13 protein-coding genes are annotated in these 16,724 nt (G+C 35.6%); 11 read left to right on the plus strand and 2 right to left on the minus strand.

The genetic code is table 11. From position 1 onward, the window contains the following. Window positions 1-140: 140 nt before the first annotated feature. From VB248_RS05285 to VB248_RS05295, 3 genes are all read left to right on the plus strand, one after another. Entirely contained in the window at window positions 141-593 is a 453-nt protein-coding gene (locus tag VB248_RS05285; protein WP_323295699.1) for a DUF2141 domain-containing protein, read from the plus strand. A gap of 189 nt (window positions 594-782) precedes the next feature. Then, window positions 783-1,826: a sensor histidine kinase gene (locus VB248_RS05290; RefSeq protein WP_323295700.1), complete on the plus strand. Its 1,044-nt coding sequence runs from the start codon at window positions 783-785 to the stop codon at window positions 1,824-1,826. Continuing rightward, window positions 1,801-2,565, plus strand: coding sequence for a LytR/AlgR family response regulator transcription factor (locus VB248_RS05295; RefSeq protein ID WP_323295701.1), 765 nt, complete (start codon window positions 1,801-1,803; stop codon window positions 2,563-2,565). The genes VB248_RS05290 and VB248_RS05295 overlap by 26 nt, the downstream gene beginning before the upstream one ends. Window positions 2,566-2,639: 74 nt before the next feature. Here VB248_RS05295 and VB248_RS05300 read toward each other — a convergent pair whose 3' ends face one another. After that, window positions 2,640-3,227, minus strand: coding sequence for a porin family protein (locus VB248_RS05300; protein ID WP_323295702.1), 588 nt, complete (start codon window positions 3,225-3,227; stop codon window positions 2,640-2,642). Between the two features lie 476 nt (window positions 3,228-3,703). Here VB248_RS05300 and VB248_RS05305 point away from each other — a divergent pair, with 476 nt between their 5' ends. The 6 genes from VB248_RS05305 (at window position 3,704) to VB248_RS05330 (ending at window position 13,322) form a co-directional block, all read left to right on the plus strand. Next, on the plus strand, window positions 3,704-3,940 hold the full coding sequence (locus VB248_RS05305; protein ID WP_323295703.1) for a hypothetical protein: 237 nt from the start codon (window positions 3,704-3,706) through the stop codon (window positions 3,938-3,940). Window positions 3,941-4,071: 131 nt separating this feature from the next. Beyond that, window positions 4,072-4,680, plus strand: a complete 609-nt coding sequence (locus VB248_RS05310) for an RNA polymerase sigma factor (RefSeq protein ID WP_323295704.1) — start codon at window positions 4,072-4,074, stop codon at window positions 4,678-4,680. Window positions 4,681-5,215: 535 nt separating this feature from the next. Further along, a complete protein-coding gene (locus VB248_RS05315; RefSeq protein ID WP_323295705.1) occupies window positions 5,216-6,310 on the plus strand; it encodes a FecR family protein in 1,095 nt (364 codons plus the stop codon). A gap of 203 nt (window positions 6,311-6,513) precedes the next feature. After that, entirely contained in the window at window positions 6,514-9,939 is a 3,426-nt protein-coding gene (locus VB248_RS05320; protein ID WP_323295706.1) for a TonB-dependent receptor, read from the plus strand. A gap of 18 nt (window positions 9,940-9,957) precedes the next feature. After that, entirely contained in the window at window positions 9,958-11,640 is a 1,683-nt protein-coding gene (locus VB248_RS05325; protein ID WP_323295707.1) for a RagB/SusD family nutrient uptake outer membrane protein, read from the plus strand. An 89-nt stretch (window positions 11,641-11,729) separates the two neighbouring features. Beyond that, complete coding sequence (locus tag VB248_RS05330) at window positions 11,730-13,322, plus strand: glycoside hydrolase (protein WP_323295708.1); 1,593 nt, start codon at window positions 11,730-11,732, stop codon at window positions 13,320-13,322. A 194-nt stretch (window positions 13,323-13,516) separates the two neighbouring features. On the opposite strand, the gene VB248_RS05335 is transcribed toward VB248_RS05330, so the two are convergent. Next, window positions 13,517-14,323, minus strand: a complete 807-nt coding sequence (locus VB248_RS05335; protein WP_323295709.1) for a sugar phosphate isomerase/epimerase family protein — start codon at window positions 14,321-14,323, stop codon at window positions 13,517-13,519. Between the two features lie 297 nt (window positions 14,324-14,620). Between VB248_RS05335 and VB248_RS05340 the strand changes: the two genes are divergently transcribed. Beyond that, window positions 14,621-15,217, plus strand: a complete 597-nt coding sequence (locus VB248_RS05340) for an RNA polymerase sigma factor (RefSeq protein WP_323295710.1) — start codon at window positions 14,621-14,623, stop codon at window positions 15,215-15,217. Between the two features lie 155 nt (window positions 15,218-15,372). Next, window positions 15,373-16,584: a FecR family protein gene (locus VB248_RS05345; RefSeq protein ID WP_323295711.1), complete on the plus strand. Its 1,212-nt coding sequence runs from the start codon at window positions 15,373-15,375 to the stop codon at window positions 16,582-16,584. The last annotated feature ends 140 nt before the right edge of the window (window positions 16,585-16,724 follow it).

Below are 16,724 nucleotides of genomic sequence, written 5' to 3' on the forward strand. Positions count from 1 at the left end.
TATAGTAATTTTTCATTCCACTCTACTATTAGTATAAATGTTCAAGGGCGATTTTGCCCGCTTCGGCTTATTTTCTAAGAAATTTGAAGTACAATAATTCTACCTTCGTTTTAGAATATCATCCTAAATTTTTTATCCTTATGAGAACACGTAACTTTTTCAACATCAGCTTAGTCTTTGGGCTTCTTTTTTCACTTTTCAGCTTGAATGCACAGGCTCAGAGTACACAGTTCACCGTAAATGTTTCTGGAATTAAATCCGCCAAAGGGCAAATTATCCTAAACGTTTTTAAAAACAGCGATGGCTACGAAAACGAAAAGCCCTACAAAATATTCAAGTATGATAAAAAAGCCCTTGTAAATGGTACTCTAAGTATCAAATGTACTTTGGAGGCTGGCGTTTATGGCATAACACTTTTAGATGACGAAAACACAAACGACAAATTAGATAAGTCATTTATCGGCATACCTAAAGAAGGTTTCGGCTTTTCAAACTTTTTTATGGAGAAGCTGAAAAAACCAGATTTTGATGATTTTAAAGTCCAGATTAAGAACGAAAATATCAAAATAGACATAAAAGTAAAATATATGTAAGTTGTGGTATTGCAGGAAGAGTAGGGGATTATATCTTTGGAATCTTTGTAATTTATTGATAAACAATGTTTTAAAGTATAGCCACTACTCCAGTTTGATAGCTGTTGACTTGCTAAGTAGATTTTTTAGGCAAATGCTGGATTCAGAAGAGAGAGTCCAGCATGATGCTTTTCATCAAAATAAAACCTTATGAAAATTACTTTACCCATAAAAAGTTTAATAGGAATCAACTGGTTACTAACGGTTGTATTTAGCGGAATCGTTTGTCTATTTTTGTTCCAAAACAAAACCGAACAGCATCCTATCCTTTATACTTTTATGACCGCCCTCGCCATAACCATTATCAGTTATGCGAATATTTATGTCATCATTTATCTATCGAAGAAATATGAATTAAATTCTCCCACATTTAGACTATACCGTTGCGTACTTACTTATATCATCAGTGCCATTACTTATCTGATTGTATGGCCTGTTTTTGCATTTTTTTCAAAAAAAGCATGGGAACAAGACGACTATGTTTTACTTCTTACCTTCATTCTTTCAAGCGTACTTATCAATACGTTGATACTTGTTTTACAAGATTTTGTATTGTTACATACTCAGAAAGCACATACTGAATTGGAGCTTTCTAAACTAAAAACTGCACATGCAGAGGCGGCGAATTCACTTTTACAACAACAAATTCATCCTCATTTTCTCTTTAATTCGCTCAATACCGTGAAGTCTTTGTATAAAAAAGACCCTTTTGCTGGCGATACTTATATTGTTCATTTAGCCAATTTTCTGAGAGCCTCCATTTTTACACAAAGTACTAAAGTTTCAAAATTAGAAGTAGAATTAGCCCTTCTAAAAGATTATCTTGAAATGCAAAAATTTAGGTTTGGTTCAGCTTTATGCTGTTTGATAATGTTGCCCGACGAAATTATAGATAACTACTATTTGCCTTCTTTTTCCTTGCAACCATTGTTAGAAAATGCCATTAAACATAATGAGCTTACAGAAGAAGCTCCTTTGAGAATAGTGGTTTGGCATATTGACGACAGAATAATTGTATCTAATAATTTACAGCGAAAAGCGGTTAAATTGGAATCTACCAACAACGGATTAGCAAACCTTTCTGAGCGTTACAGACTTTTGTCGAATGATGAAGTAATTATTAAAGAAGAAGATAAAGTATTTTCGGTAAGTATAAAACTATTGTCGAATGAATATAGTAATCATAGAAGATGAAAGATTGGTAGCTGACGACCTTGAAACGAATATCAGGCAATTATTAGACAAAGTGAGTGTCGTTCAACTTCGTAGTGTGAAAGAATCCATTGCTTATTTGAATACTGCTCCTGCTCCTGACTTGATTTTCAGTGATATACAATTGGGAGATGGACTCAGTTTTGAAGTTTTTGCTTCCATCAATAAGTCTGTACCAGTAATATTTTGTACTGCCTATGACGAGTACGCTTTAGATGCTTTTAAAGCCAACGGAATTGATTATATCTTGAAGCCATTTACTTTGCAAATGCTTGAACAAGCTTTGAATAAATACAGTCAGTTAAAGCAAGTATTTTTGGCGAATCAAAATTTTCAGTATAATAATTTGATGCAAATGTTGAATGAACGCATTATTCAAAAGGCATCGTCAATCATTGTATATCATCAAGATAAAATCATTCCGATAAGTGTAGATGACATTGCCTTATTTTACTTAGAAGGCGAACTTACTCATTTACTTACTTATTCAGGCAAAACGTATTATCCTAACAAATCGCTTGAAGAACTTGAGCGGATAGCTGGCAGTAGTTTCTTTAGGGCCAATCGTCAGTTTTTAGTTGCACGCAAAACGATTACTGATGTATCAAGTTTCTTTTCAAGAAAATTATCGCTTAACCTTTGCCTGCCTTTCAAAGAAAAAATCATTGTCAGCAAAGCAAAAGCATCTGTCTTTCTTGAGTGGCTTGCTAATACGGGTTAAAACGTATAATTGTATCAAAAAATAAACCCTCACCGAAAGTCAGTGAGGGTTTTATCACATACAGGTATTGATAATTAAAACAGATAGAAAATACTTACTTGTGCTGAATTATTGGTAAAGTCATTCTTGATGATGGGGAGGTCTAAATTGCTTAATTTTGAAATACCATAAATATATCTTGCTCCTATTCCCAAGCCACTTTCAGTTTGATAACCTAAACCTCCAACCGCAGCTACATCGACTTTTTTGGCAAATTCTGAGCCATTTAAACCACTTATATCTTCCTTGAGTTTCATTCCTACTTGTGGGCCAGCTTCAAAATAAATACCTGACTCTGTGCGGTATTTTAATAGAAAAGGTACGGCTAAGTAATAAATCTTTGCATCTTGACTTCCCCATAAACTCCCTTTCAATTTAGCTCCTTGTGTAGAAAACAAAAACTCCTCTTGAATTGATAATCCTTCCGTTAGCTTTAAGCCGACGATTGCTCCAGCATGAAAGCCTAACAAAGCATCAGTATCGAAATTAGCATTATTAAAATTACTGTAATTAGCGCCTCCTTTTACACCAAATTGTAATCTTTGTAAGAGATTTTTGATTGGACTTTGTCCGAAACTATTGGTTGTGAATAAAATAACACCCAAGACAATTAGTTTTTTCATTTTGATGAATCATTTGATAGTTTAGTAAATTCAAGCACCTTGCTTGAATATTTGATGATCAAAATTCACTATAATTAACCTGTCGATGAAGGATAACGAAAGCGAAGCGGGCAAAATCAAGGATGAAATAGCGTATTGGAAACCCCAAATTTTTTGTGATGTAAGAGCTTGTGTAGAAAAATAAGACCTCAAAATATTAATATTTACTCATGAAGTTAATAGCATTCTTTCGAAATTATATTGGCTTATAATCAATGCTTTAAGCCTGATGTTATCTTATCAGTCAATAAAAAAATAACGGATTAGTAATAATTGCGACTCGTATAAATTATATCATATTTCAGCAATAAACGCTTGTCTATGTGGATTTACAGATAGAAGATATGGCTTGATAAATAATTTCTTTTATTACAATATTGATAAATTAGGAAAAAGTAACGTAGCCTTGCTTATTTTTGCCAATTAAACAATCAATCATGGAAGAAAAAGAATTTGTACCAGCCATTCTAACCGCCCAATGGAAAATGCTTCAAAGAGGCAGAAATGCCAAGTTTAGGTCTGGCAGGTTCAGAGATTCTATGATGAAACACTTAGCCCTGAAAGAATCACAAGTAAATACATTTTACGCCATCATCAACGGTAAAAAAGCCATCGAAACAGGCTACATCAAATACGCCAAGGATTTGATGAAACATTGTCTTTTGATTCGGTAGCTGTAAAAATTTTATATCGAGGAAATACTTCCAACTTGCTTTTCTGCTACCATCATTGAGTATAAGTCTTGATAAACCACTTATTTAAGTATCTTTGCAGAAAAATAATACTTTACCAATAATTTGTAAAAATGTTCAAAGAATTACCTGGTGATTCTAAAGAGAAGCTTCTTTGGGCTCAAATAAAAAATAGCGACGAAAAAGCGTATGAGGAACTTATCAGACAGTTTTATCAAATCCTTTATAATTATGGAATCAGATTGGTAAATGATGAAGATTATGTAAAAGACTGTGTTCAAGATGTTTTCATGGAAATTTGGGTCAGAAGATTTACTCTTGGCGATACAGATTTTGTAAAGTACTATTTGTTGAAATCTTTGAGAAGACGTATTTTCAGAGAATACAATAAGTGGTTTTCTCAGTCGAGCGAACTTGACGAAGATTATAATTTTGAAGTAGATTTTTCTATCGAAACAGAATTGATTAAACAACAAACTTCTGAAGAACAAATTCAAAAAATTGAACATCTGCTCAATAAACTTCCCAAGCGTCAGAAAGAAGCGATTTATTTAAAATTCTATCAAGATTTAAGCAACGAACAAATTGCAGAAGTACTTGGCGTGAATCGTCAGTCGGTGTATAATTTACTGTACGAAGCCCTCAGAAAACTGAGAAATGAATGGACAAATGATTTTGTAAGTTTGTACGCCTTATTGATGTTGTTGAAATATAATCATTGAGTTTGAATAAGTTTTGAGCCTTGAGCTATGAGCTTTGAGCCTTCTTGTTGATGTTGTTGAAATACAATCATTGAGTTTGAATGTAATGTTTTAGGCTGTAAGTATTAAGATTAAAAGATAAAATGCGAAAGTTTGAAAGCAATTGATGTTTTGTGATTTCTGATTTCGGGAATTGGATAAAATACTTTCAAAAAGCGTCTTATTGAGCCGAAATCCGACATCTGAAATCCGATAGCATTTTTTACAACCCTTCACACAGTCCGAACTCAGCATTCACAACTCATCACTCATTCATATTTGCTTTATAATCTTGTGTTTTTCAGTAGTTTAAATAATTACTGATAAGGATTTTTTTGTCTTTTCAGAAATAAAGAATAGTAAAAAGAGTAGAATAAATAGCCTTAAAATAAGCCACATTTTAGTACTTGCTTCAAATGGATAATTTTTTCTAAAAAAAATTACAAAAATTACAGTAGATATATAAAAGCCCCTGCATATTGTTAATAGAAGCATTTACTTAGACCTACGATATAAAATGAAACCATATCAAGCATTTGAACTTGAAGATTTCTTGTTAGATGAATCATTTCTGGAATGGGTGCAAAACCCAAAGCCAGAAACAGATGCGTTTTGGCAGCATTGGATAAAAGAAAATCCAGCAAAAGAAAAAGTACTGTTAGAAGCCAAAGCCCTGATTTTATCTATCAGTGTTAAACCTTTTCAAGAAATTCCAGAGGCTAAGGTTGAAGAACATATTCAGGAGATTTTGGAAAAAATTTCCCAACAACAAGAAGTAAAAAGTATAGTTCAACCTGCTTTTTATCGTAGTCAATGGCTAAAAATTGCGGCAAGTATTATTATTTGCTTGGGTTTGGCGTGGGTATTTTATGCTTCACAAATGAGTGAAAAGACCGACGAGCCTGCCTACAATGCTCTGTTGGCTGAAGTGAAACAGCCTTTGGTGGAACAAGTAAATTTGGAAGATGAAGCAAAAATCATTCACTTGAGCGACGGTAGTTCGGTGACAATGTATAAAAATAGTAGATTGAGTTTCCCGAAAAAATTTGAGCAAGATAAGCGAGAAGTGTATTTAACAGGAAATGCTTTTTTCAGCATTGTAAAAGCTCCACAGCGTCCGTTTTATGTGCATGCAGGCGGAATTGTCACCAGAGTTTTAGGAACAAGCTTTTTTGTGAAAGCTCCAGCGAAATCTAAAAATGTTGAAGTAGAGGTAATTACGGGAAAAGTTTCTGTCTTTGAGAAAAAAGCGAGCCAAAATAATGGGGTAATTCTTACGCCCAATCAGAAGGTTACTTACTTTGAAGGACAAAATCATTTTGTGACGGGACTTATCGACAACCCACAACCACAAAAAAACAATCAGCAAGCACAAGCCTATAATTTTGATTTTAGCGATACGCCACTTTCGGAAGTATTAGAAAAATTATCACTTGCTTATGGCGTAAGGATAGAAGTAGATAATGAAAAACTTTATAATTGTCCGCTCACTGCCAATATTACCCAACAACCTTTGTACACCAAACTGGAAATCATTTGCGAAGCCATCAATGGAAGTTATGAAATCAAAGGCACAGCGATTTTGGTTAGCGGTAAAGGTTGCGATAACTAAGCTTACATAACCTTTCAATACTCACAATTAAATATTTTGAATAGAATGGAAAAATAAAAACATCTTGAAAAAAAGTAAGGCTGACAATGTTCCCAGCATTGCCAGCCCGAACGCTCGTCCTACGGAGCTTACCTACACTTTTAGAAAGTGATAGGCTTAATTTGTCATGCTTAAAAACAACAATTAACAAATCATCCAAAAATATGAAAAAAATTCGACAAACCAGTAGATTGCTACTGCTTGCTATGAAAATATCGCTTATTCAGCTTGCCCTATCGTTTATATTTGCCACATTTTCGTATGGCATTGATACCAAAGCCCAAGAATTTCTCAATAAATCCATTAGCCTAAGTGCGTCTAATGAAAAACTTAAAACGGTTCTTGAAAAAATAGAAGAACAAACTTCTGTGAAGTTTATATATAGTTCAAAGGTGATTCAGGCAAATCGTAAAGTAAATTTTGCGGTTAGACAACAACGCCTCTCGGATGTATTGACTGGACTTTTTAGTCCTTTAAACCTTCGTTATAGAATTATTGATGGACAAATTATTTTAAGTCTGAATGATAATACTTCAAGTCCCGTTTTTCCCCAAAACGAAAACACCGTAGAAATACCTCAGCCCGTAGATAAAACTATCAAAGGGAAAGTGACCGACGTAGAGAAAGGCGAAGGCATGGCTGGCGTAAGTGTTTTTGTAAAAGGAACACAAAGAGGAACAACTACCGACCCTGATGGTAATTATAGTATCACTGTTCCAAACGATGCCGACGTACTTATCTTTAGCTTTGTTGGATACGAGAAACAGGAGATTGCGATTGGTGGTCGTATAACTATAAACGTTAGCTTAAAAGTAGATGTAAAATCATTAGATGAGGTAGTTGTTGTTGGTTATGGTACGCAAAAAAAGGTGACTTTAACGGGTTCGGTATCGGAAGTAAAAGGCACTGAAATTGTAAAAAGCCCACAGCCAAACTTATCTAATTCATTGGCTGGTCGTTTCTCTGGTTTTGTTGCCAACAACAGAGGTGGCGAACCGGGATATGATGGGTCAAGTTATACGGTAAGAGGTTTTGCTTCAACTGGCAACAACGATGTGCTAATTGTTGTGGATGGAATTCCCGGACAAGTAGGTGGTTTAGAGCGTTTAGACCCTAACGATATTGAAAGTATTTCTATTTTGAAAGATGCTTCGGCAGCCGTTTACGGGAGTAGAGCAGCCAATGGTGTGATTTTGGTTACAACTAAAAGAGGTGGCACAGGAAAACCAACCATTTCATATAGTTTCAACCAAGGATTTAGTTCACCAACTCGCCTTCCAAAATTAGCGGATGCTCCTACTTATGCTACTATTTTGAATGAGATTGATTATTACAACAATCCAGCAGGGGGCATGAATCAGCATTACAGTGCGGATGAAATTGCAAAATTTGCCAATGTTTCAGACCCAATTAATTACCCAAATACCAACTGGCAAAAAGAAACGCTTAAAAGTGTAGCTTTACAAAATCAGCATAGTTTAAGTATCAATGGCGGAACTGAAAACACGAAATATTACCTTTCACTTGGAACAATTTTTCAAGATGGTTTATACAAAAATGGCGTTACTCAGTACAAACAATACAATTTTAGGTCGAATGTAGAAACTAACATTACTGAAAATTTCAAAGTTAGTTTATCCTTATCAGGTCGTCAGGAAGATAGACAATATCCTACTACTGGTGCAGGAAATATTTTCCGTTCTATTTACAGAGCTTATCCAACGGTTGTTTCGGTGTATCCAAATGGTTTACCTTCAACTGGCGTTGAAAACTCAAACCCAGTAGTTTTAGCTACTTCGGTGGGTGGAACAAGTTTGAATCCAACAACAGTTTTCAATGGGATTCTTCGAGCAAGCTATACGCTTCCATTCGTAAAAGGATTAAGTATTGATGGTTTTTATTCTGCTGATAGGTCTTATAATTTTACCAAAACTTTCAGTACGCCATATCCGCTGTATTCATACAGTAAAGCATCGGATACTTATAACAGAGTTATTACAGGTGGTTCTGCTGGTTTAGCAACTTTGGGCGAATCGCAGGTAAATACAAATATGGCAGTTCAAAACATTAAGTTGAACTATAATTTACACACGGGTAATCATAGTCTTAGTGCATTTGTGGCTTACGAGCAAAGTAAAAACTCACAAGAAACTTTTGGAGCAGGCAGAATCAATTATCCTACGGTTTCTACGCCAGAATTATCACAAGGTGGTGCAGCCGCAACAGATAAAAGTAACTATGGAAGTAGTTATCATTTTACCAGAAAAAGTTATATCGGTAGAGCAGCCTACAACTTTTCTGAAAAATACTTAGCCGAATTACAGATGCGTGTGGATGGTTCGTCTATTTTCCCAGAAGGAAAACAATATGGTTTTTTCCCTTCTATTTCAGCAGGATGGAGAGTTTCAGAAGAGCCTTGGTTTAAAGTAAAAGCTATTAGTGATTTAAAATTAAGAGCTTCTTATGGTTCATTGGGTAATGATAATGTGGGTCAGTTCCAGTATTACAACAATTACTCATTCAATAATACTTATGTGATTGGCTCAAATACCATTCATTCAGGTATTGATTTGACTAAATTAGCCAACCCAGATATTACTTGGGAAGTTGCTAAGAAAATGGACTTAGGTTTGAACACTGTATTATTCAAAAATATTTCATGGGAATTTATTTATTTTGAACAACAACGTTCAAACATTCTTGCTACCAGAAATGCTTCAATTCCAAATGTGTCGGGTATCGTAAACCCTTACGGTTCAGGAACATTAGTGCCTGATGAAAACATCGGAAAAGTAAATAACAAAGGTTTTGAAACCAGTCTAAGTTATAATCACTCAGGAGAATTCAGATATAATATTTCAGCCAACTTTACTTATGCTAAAAGCAAAGTGATTTTTATTGACGAAGCTGCTGGTGCATTGCCTTACCAACGCCAAACGGGTCGCCCACTTTATACGTATCAGTTGTATAATGCTATCGGAATTTTCAAAACGAAAGCAGAATTAGATGCTTACCCACACGTTTCGGGGGCTCAATTAGGAGATTTAATTTTGGAAGATTATAACAAAGATGGTAAAATCACTGCCGACGACCAAGTAAGAACTGACTACGGAAATGTACCGCAAATTACTTATGGGGTTGTGTTTAACTCTGGCTACAAAAACTTCGATTTATCATTCGTGGTTTCTGGACAAACCAAAGTTAGCCAATATGTTTTACCAGAATCTGGTCAAGTAGGTAATTTTTACAGCAGTTGGGCCGATAATCGTTGGAGTCCAACCAATCCAAATGGTACTTATCCAAGAGTCGATACTCGTACTTCATCATCTATCAACGGAGGTTTGTACAACAGTACATTCTGGTTGAATGATGCTTCATTTGTTCGTTTGAAAAACGTTGAAATTGGTTATACGCTTCCAACTTCATTATTAAGTACATTGAAAATCAAGCAAGTGCGTGTGTATGCCAACGCCTTCAACCTTCTTACTTTAACAGGCGTGAAAGACTATGACCCAGAAGGCAATAGCACAAGCGGTCAATTCTATCCACAACAGCGAATTATCAATCTCGGTGTAAATGTTAAGTTTTAATATTTTAAATTAATGAAAATGAAATCTAAAAATATCATTGCCATAGCATCCATTATCTCAGGAGTAGTCCTTTCGATGAATGCTTGTAAAACTGATTTTCTCAATATAGTACCAACCGATAGAGTATCGGATGCGTCCATTCTTACAGATTCTTCTTTGTTTGAATCTTTCGTGATTAACCGTTACATGGGCGTTCGTCTTACCGAAAAAGAAGCAGAAGGTACGCCTCCCGGCTTTGGTAGAGGTTACGAGTACGCCATGTGGTCGTCATTGACGGATGAATCAATTTATAATAACGACGACAATACTTGGTTGATTCAAAGAGGGCAATTAGCTCCAGAAAATACAGGTATTGCAGGAACGATTTGGGGAAGAAGTTACCGCAGTATTCGTGAAGTAAATTATGCTTTGGCGAATATCGACAAAGTACCAGTAAGTACAGCTCAGAAAAACAGATTGAAAGGTGAATTGAAATTCATCAGAGCTTTTCGTTATCAAGACCTAATCCGTAATTACGGAGGCGTGGTATTGATGGGCGATAAAGTATTGGAATTGGGCGAAGATTTAGCCAATGCTGATATTTATACAAAAGCTTCTATCAAAGATTGTATCACTTATGTAACGGCTGAATTAGATGAAGCCAGTAAATTATTGCCTGAAAGTAACAATAATACTTGGCAGTTGGGGCGTGCTACCAAAGGGGCAGCTTTGGCTTTGAAGTCACGCTTATTGTTATACGCTGCAAGTCCTTTGTACAACAGTGGTACTTGGCAAGAAGCTGCTAAGGCTGCCAAAGACGTAATGGACATGGGCAAGTACAGCCTTTTTACTAATGGCTATGACAAACTTTTCTTAACGCCAGAAAATAATTCAGAAATTATTTTTGAACGTTTATACACACAAGGGGCTCGTCACGTATGTTTAGAAATTTCTAATGCTCCAAACGGATTTGGCGGTTGGGGTGGCAACGTGCCATTGCAAAACGTAGTTGATGCTTATGAAATGGATAATGGAAAACCCATTACCGACCCGACTTCTGGGTATAATGACCAAGCTCCGTACTTGCATCGTGACCCACGTTTTTATATGACAATATTGTATAATGATGCCAGCTATCGTAGCAACAAAGTACAGACTTTCTTGCCGGGTGGAAAAGACAGTAAAGATGGACCATCAAACTGGAATACTTCTAAAACGGGTTATTATCTTAAAAAATTCATGAATGATAATTTACCGATTGATAATCCTTGGGATATTGCGGGTACTCAGCCTTGGATTTATTTTAGATATGCAGAAATTCTATTGAATTATGCTGAAGCTCAAAACGAAGCATCTGGACCAGACCAAACGGTTTACAATGCCATCAATGCCATCAGAAGCAGACCGGGTGTAAATATGCCAGCTATTCCAAGTGGTCTTACACAAGCACAGATGCGTGAAACGATTCGTCGTGAGCGTCAGGTTGAATTAGCTTTTGAAGAGCATCGTTATTATGACGTTCGTCGTTGGAAAATTGCTAATATTACAGAAAACGTTCCAGCTTATGGAATCGACGTTGTGAAAACTGGCAATACCGTAACTTACACCAAGAAAGAAGCCCTTTCAGGTCGCCATTTTGAAGAGAAGCATTACTTCTTGCCTATTCCAAGAGCAGAAATTCAAGCTTCAAATGGAAAATTATCACAAACAAGCGGTTATTAATCATAGCTCCTCAGCTTTTACTTATGTAGAAGCTGAGGTATTGCTGAACCTTCTATGATTTTATGCAAACCATTCTTAATTGTTGAAACATGAAACTAAAATCATATCAAAACCTCTCAAACCTATTTAATTTCAAAAGACTTACCAGTCTTTCGCTAATGGTTTCAATCTTGAGCTGTTCCAAAGCTCAGGTTGTACCAGAAGCGGTAAAAAGTAACGCCCAACAAAATATTACGATTGATGCAGCTAAGACTTTCCAGAAGATTCAACATTTTGGAGCTTCGGATGCTTGGTCTTGTCAGTTTGTAGGAAATTGGTCGGATGCGAATAAAAATGCTATTGCAGATTTACTTTTTAGTCAGGAAAATGATGCCAACGGACAGCCCAAAGGCATAGGTTTGTCGCTTTGGCGATTTAATATCGGAGCAGGAAGTGCCGAAAAAGGCAGCGAAAGTGGTATTAATGACGAATGGAGAAGAGCGGAATCTTTCTTGAATGATAATGGTACTTATCAATGGGACAAACAGGCTGGACAAATCTGGTTTTTGAATGCCGCCAAGCAACGCAAAGTAAGCCAGTTTTTGGCTTTTACCAATTCGCCTCCTGTACAATTTACTGTCAATAACAAGGCTTTTGCCACCAAAGGACAGTCGAATTTGAGTGCTGATAAGTACGGAGATTTTGCTAATTTCTTGGCTTCGGTCATCAAAGGTGTACAGACAAAAACGGGAATTTTATTCGATTATGTCAGTCCAGTGAACGAACCTCAATGGGAATGGAGTGATGGCGGACAAGAAGGAACGCCTTTTAAAAATGAGGAAATTGCAGGGATTACTCGTGCTTTAAGTGCCGGTTTGCTAAAAGCCAATCTAAGTACAAAAATCAATGTTGCCGAAGCGGGTCAGCTTGATTATTTGTATTCAGCCAGTAATAATGCCTTGAAAGGCAACCAAATAAGTGATTTTTTTAGTCCGAATTCGGCTAACTATATTGCCAATTTGCCCAATCTTGAAATGGCAATTTCGGGACATAGTTATTTTACCAGTTCACCTTTTACACAGGCAAAAGACAAGCGTAAAACCTTAGCGGATAAAGTAGCGGAAATTCCTTCTTTGAAATATTGGATGTCGGAGTACTGTATTTTGGGCGATAACAGTGGCGAAATGGACGGCAACAAAAAAAACCTTGGAATAGACCCTGCTTTGTATTTGGCAAGAGTGATTCACAACGATTTGGTTAATGGCAATGCTACGGCTTGGCATTGGTGGCTGGCAATTTCTCCTTACGACTACAAAGACGGTTTAATTTACATTGATAAATCTAAAACCAACGGAAATTTTAGTGCCAGTAAAATGCTTTGGAGTTTTGGAAATTTCAGTCGTTTTATTCGTCCAAATGCAGAAAGAGTTTCCACCGTTTTAGAAAATGAAAATCCACAAAGTAATTTATTATTAGTTTCATCTTACAAAGATGTCGCCAACAAGCAATTGGTTTGCGTAATCATCAATTCAGATATTAATGCAGTTGATGTAAACCTAAATGTTAAAAATCTTAGTATCAATTCAGCAACAAGCTATCTTACCTCTAAAGACGCTGATTTGAAGCCACAGAAATCTGTGGCTATCAATCAAGCAATCACCGTTCCTGCTCGTTCTATCATCACCGTAGTTGGGACTTATTAACCGTGATTGGTAATTAGTGATTTGTGATTAGTATTGCAAGTTTTTGATTATCAGTTATTTGTAAAATATTAATTTCTGTTAATTCAGTACTTAATTTATATACTTTAGGCAATAGGCTAAATGTTTATTTTTCGGAATAATCATTTTACCTATTGCCTACTGCTTAAAGCTTAAAGCATACAGCCTAAAGCCAATCAAGCATACCTCTCTTTCAATAAATTCATCATAAAGACGTTTATTTCCCACTGATTCGCCACGGGCATTTGTGTGTAAGGCAGTACAGGCATATAATTAGCTGGGCCAAATTCGGTAGTGATGGTTAAATCTGTACCTTCTTGCTGATGTTTTGCTACAATTTTATCCCACCAAGCCAAGTGCCTGTCTAATACTTCTTGCCATTCTGGTCCTCTTGGGTCGTTTACTTGTGGCCCTTCTTGATGCCCAACTCTGCTGTGAATATGTGCAGTATGATTCAGTGCAAGGGTAACAGCTTCTTCTTGGTCTTCTAAAAGCGATTCGTGTACATTGCACCAATGCGAAATATCCAAACAAATCTTGAGTTCGGGAAGTTCTTCTAAGTACTGCTGACAAATGTGTGCGGCAAAAAGTGCTTTTCCACGATGCGTTTCATGAAGGATTGGAATGCCCGTTTCTTGGGAAATATTACTTGCCAAATCAAATAATCTTTTGTTTTGGGCGAAAGAAAAATAATCTTTTCCTGTCTGACAATTGATAAAAATAGGATTTACTTCTGCCAAATGACGCAAGTATTTTTCGTAATTTTTGGCATGTTCGTTCACGTCTTTTTCTAAAGACTGCCAGTATTGCCCAATAAACTCCAATTCGTAATCGGCAAGTATTTGAAGGATTTCTTGTTTTTCATGAGGCTCAAAAGGTAAGTGCGTTTCTACACCATCGTAGCCTGCTTGTTTTACATTTGCACAAAAAGTGCTGAAAGGAAGTTTATTTCCCCAATGTGGAGCGTAAAATTTTATCGCCATTTTTTTGTTTGCTGAAAAATTTTTTATGCTAAGGGTTTGAATTAGTTTTGTGAAAAATAATCTTTATTTTGTACATAAACAACGAAAAATAAAATCTTATTATTAATTTTTTAAGTATAAAATGTATTTATTTTCATTTTAAGGAATATATTGTCTTAACAATTTTTTAGCATAGTATTTTTTGGTTTTTTCTTGACAAAATAAAAAGAAGCTTTTTTTAAACTACATTTTGTCAAATTTATTAAGTAGCTTTAATGTGAATATATCGTTTGTTGAGTATAAAATTTAATTCGCTGAATGGTTAAGGATTTTTTACATGATGAAAAAGAACTGTTAAAACTCGCTTCTTCTGGAAATGAAAAAGCATTTACGTACCTTTTTCATGCACATAAAAATAAACTTTTTGGTTATTTATTTAGACTTACCAATTCTCAAGAAATTACAGAAGATATTATTCAAGAGATTTTTTTGAAACTTTGGAAAGATAAAAGTGAGTTAATCAATATTGCACAATTTGATGCTTACCTTTTCAGAATGGCAAAAAATCAAGCTATCAATGCTTTCAAAACGATTGCTCGCCAAACACTTCTTTATGCTGAATACTTTGAAAATCAGACTTTTGAAGTAAATTCAACCGATAATTTGATACAATTCAACGAAACCCAAAGAATGCTTGCTCAAATTATCGAAAGTCTTCCTCCCCAACAAAAACTTGTCTATCAACTCAGTCGTGAGCAACATCTCAAGCACGAAGAAATTGCTCAGATGTTGAATCTTTCGCCCAACACGGTAAAAAATCATATTATCCAAGCCATCAACACAATTAAGCAAAAGCTTAATTATCAGGCTGCTATGTGTTTGTTTTATATGTTTTGGATTATCCAGAAAAAATAATTTCATTTTTTTTTCATTTCAATTAGTCCTATTGTTTTCGAGGATTGTCTTCTATGTAGTTATGAGCCAAACAAGGTAGTCGAGGACGCTCGGCAGGCGAATTTGTAGGCGAATATTATTTAACATTTAAAAGAATGGTATTCCATTGACGTGATATGCCTTCAGAAAGAATCACCTTTTTGGTTGAAAAATTCTTCAGTAACCGCTGTACTGAAGACGAAAAATATGAACTTATGCAGTGGGCAAATGTTGCCACTGAGGATGAGTTAGCAGAGCTTTTGTATCATTCATGGAAAAACCATGAAGCTAACCTTGAGATGCCCGAAGAAATGTCGCAGAGGATATTGGCATCTATCTTTCATAAAGAGGAAAGTATTGAAGAAGAAAACCCAACATGGGAGGAAGAAGAAACGCCAAGTAGATTTTGGCAAATGGGTTATCGAATGGCGGCTTCCATTGCTGTTATTGTTGCGGTAGGTTTATTTGCTTGGTTTCAATATAATACTGTTCATCAGCGAAACGAAAATCGTTTGGTACAAGTAAAAGAATTTGAGAAAAACGATGTTTTGCCCGGAACGAATAAGGCAATTTTAACTTTTGATGATGGTTCTAAAGTAATTTTAGATACCTCAAAAAATGGAAATATTGCAAAACAAGGAGCAACGAATATTCTAAAACCTGAAAAAGGACAATTGGTGTATCAGGCAACTGAAACGCCGAATGCTCGCCCAATGTACAATACCATTACTACGCCCAAAGGTGGGCAGTACCAAATTGTATTGTCGGATGGTACGAAAGTTTGGATGAATGCGGCTTCGAGTTTGAGATTCCCAATGGTGTTTGTTGGCAAAGAAAGAAAAGTGGAAATGACGGGCGAGATTTATTTTGAAGTAGCCAAAAATACTAAAATGCCATTTAAAGTATCAACCAATGGGCAAGAAGTAGAAGTATTGGGAACGCACTTCAACGTGATGGCTTACGAAAATGAAAAGTCTATCAAAACTACTTTGGTAGAAGGTTCTGTGAAGGTCAGTAAAGATAATCATTCAACGATACTTCAACCCGGACAGCAGAGTAAAGTGGGCTTTAGTAATGGTATTTTTAGAACGATTAATGACGTAAGTTTAGAAGACGAGTTGGCTTGGAAAGAGGGTTACTTTCAGTTTAATAATACCAGTTTAGATATGATTATGCGACAAATTGAAAGATGGTATGATGTTGATGTTCAGTACATTGGAAAAGTACCCGACGAACATTTTACAGGAAAACTTCCTCGGAATACGAATTTGTCGAATGTATTGAAAATTTTGTCGATGAGTGAAATTCAGTTCAAAATAGAAGGCAAAAAAATTATAATAACGCCTTGAATAGTTGTGAGTTAGTGATTGAGTGAATTGTGAATTAGTGATTCAGTGAGTTGTGAATTGGTGATTTATTGAGTTGTGAATTAGTGATTTTTAAATCCTAAATCCGAAAGCTCAAATCCAAAATCTGACATCCGAAGTCC

This window comes from Arcicella rigui (assembly GCF_034929435.1).
In the GTDB taxonomy this organism is placed as follows: Bacteria; Bacteroidota; Bacteroidia; order Cytophagales; family Spirosomataceae; genus Arcicella; species Arcicella rigui.

What these genes read in the sequence shown, in the direction of transcription:
- VB248_RS05300 (WP_323295702.1), bottom strand. Translation starts at nt 3,227, where the DNA reads ATGAAAAAACTAATTGTCTTGGGTGTTATTTTATTCACAACCAATAGT.
- VB248_RS05330 (WP_323295708.1), top strand. Translation starts at nt 11,730, where the DNA reads ATGAAACTAAAATCATATCAAAACCTCTCAAACCTATTTAATTTCAAA.
- VB248_RS05340 (WP_323295710.1), top strand. Translation starts at nt 14,621, where the DNA reads ATGGTTAAGGATTTTTTACATGATGAAAAAGAACTGTTAAAACTCGCT.
- VB248_RS05285 (WP_323295699.1), top strand. Translation starts at nt 141, where the DNA reads ATGAGAACACGTAACTTTTTCAACATCAGCTTAGTCTTTGGGCTTCTT.
- VB248_RS05290 (WP_323295700.1), top strand. Translation starts at nt 783, where the DNA reads ATGAAAATTACTTTACCCATAAAAAGTTTAATAGGAATCAACTGGTTA.
- VB248_RS05325 (WP_323295707.1), top strand. Translation starts at nt 9,958, where the DNA reads ATGAAATCTAAAAATATCATTGCCATAGCATCCATTATCTCAGGAGTA.
- VB248_RS05320 (WP_323295706.1), top strand. Translation starts at nt 6,514, where the DNA reads ATGAAAAAAATTCGACAAACCAGTAGATTGCTACTGCTTGCTATGAAA.
- VB248_RS05335 (WP_323295709.1), bottom strand. Translation starts at nt 14,323, where the DNA reads ATGGCGATAAAATTTTACGCTCCACATTGGGGAAATAAACTTCCTTTC.
- VB248_RS05295 (WP_323295701.1), top strand. Translation starts at nt 1,801, where the DNA reads ATGAATATAGTAATCATAGAAGATGAAAGATTGGTAGCTGACGACCTT.
- VB248_RS05305 (WP_323295703.1), top strand. Translation starts at nt 3,704, where the DNA reads ATGGAAGAAAAAGAATTTGTACCAGCCATTCTAACCGCCCAATGGAAA.
- VB248_RS05315 (WP_323295705.1), top strand. Translation starts at nt 5,216, where the DNA reads ATGAAACCATATCAAGCATTTGAACTTGAAGATTTCTTGTTAGATGAA.
- VB248_RS05310 (WP_323295704.1), top strand. Translation starts at nt 4,072, where the DNA reads ATGTTCAAAGAATTACCTGGTGATTCTAAAGAGAAGCTTCTTTGGGCT.
- VB248_RS05345 (WP_323295711.1), top strand. Translation starts at nt 15,373, where the DNA reads ATGCCTTCAGAAAGAATCACCTTTTTGGTTGAAAAATTCTTCAGTAAC.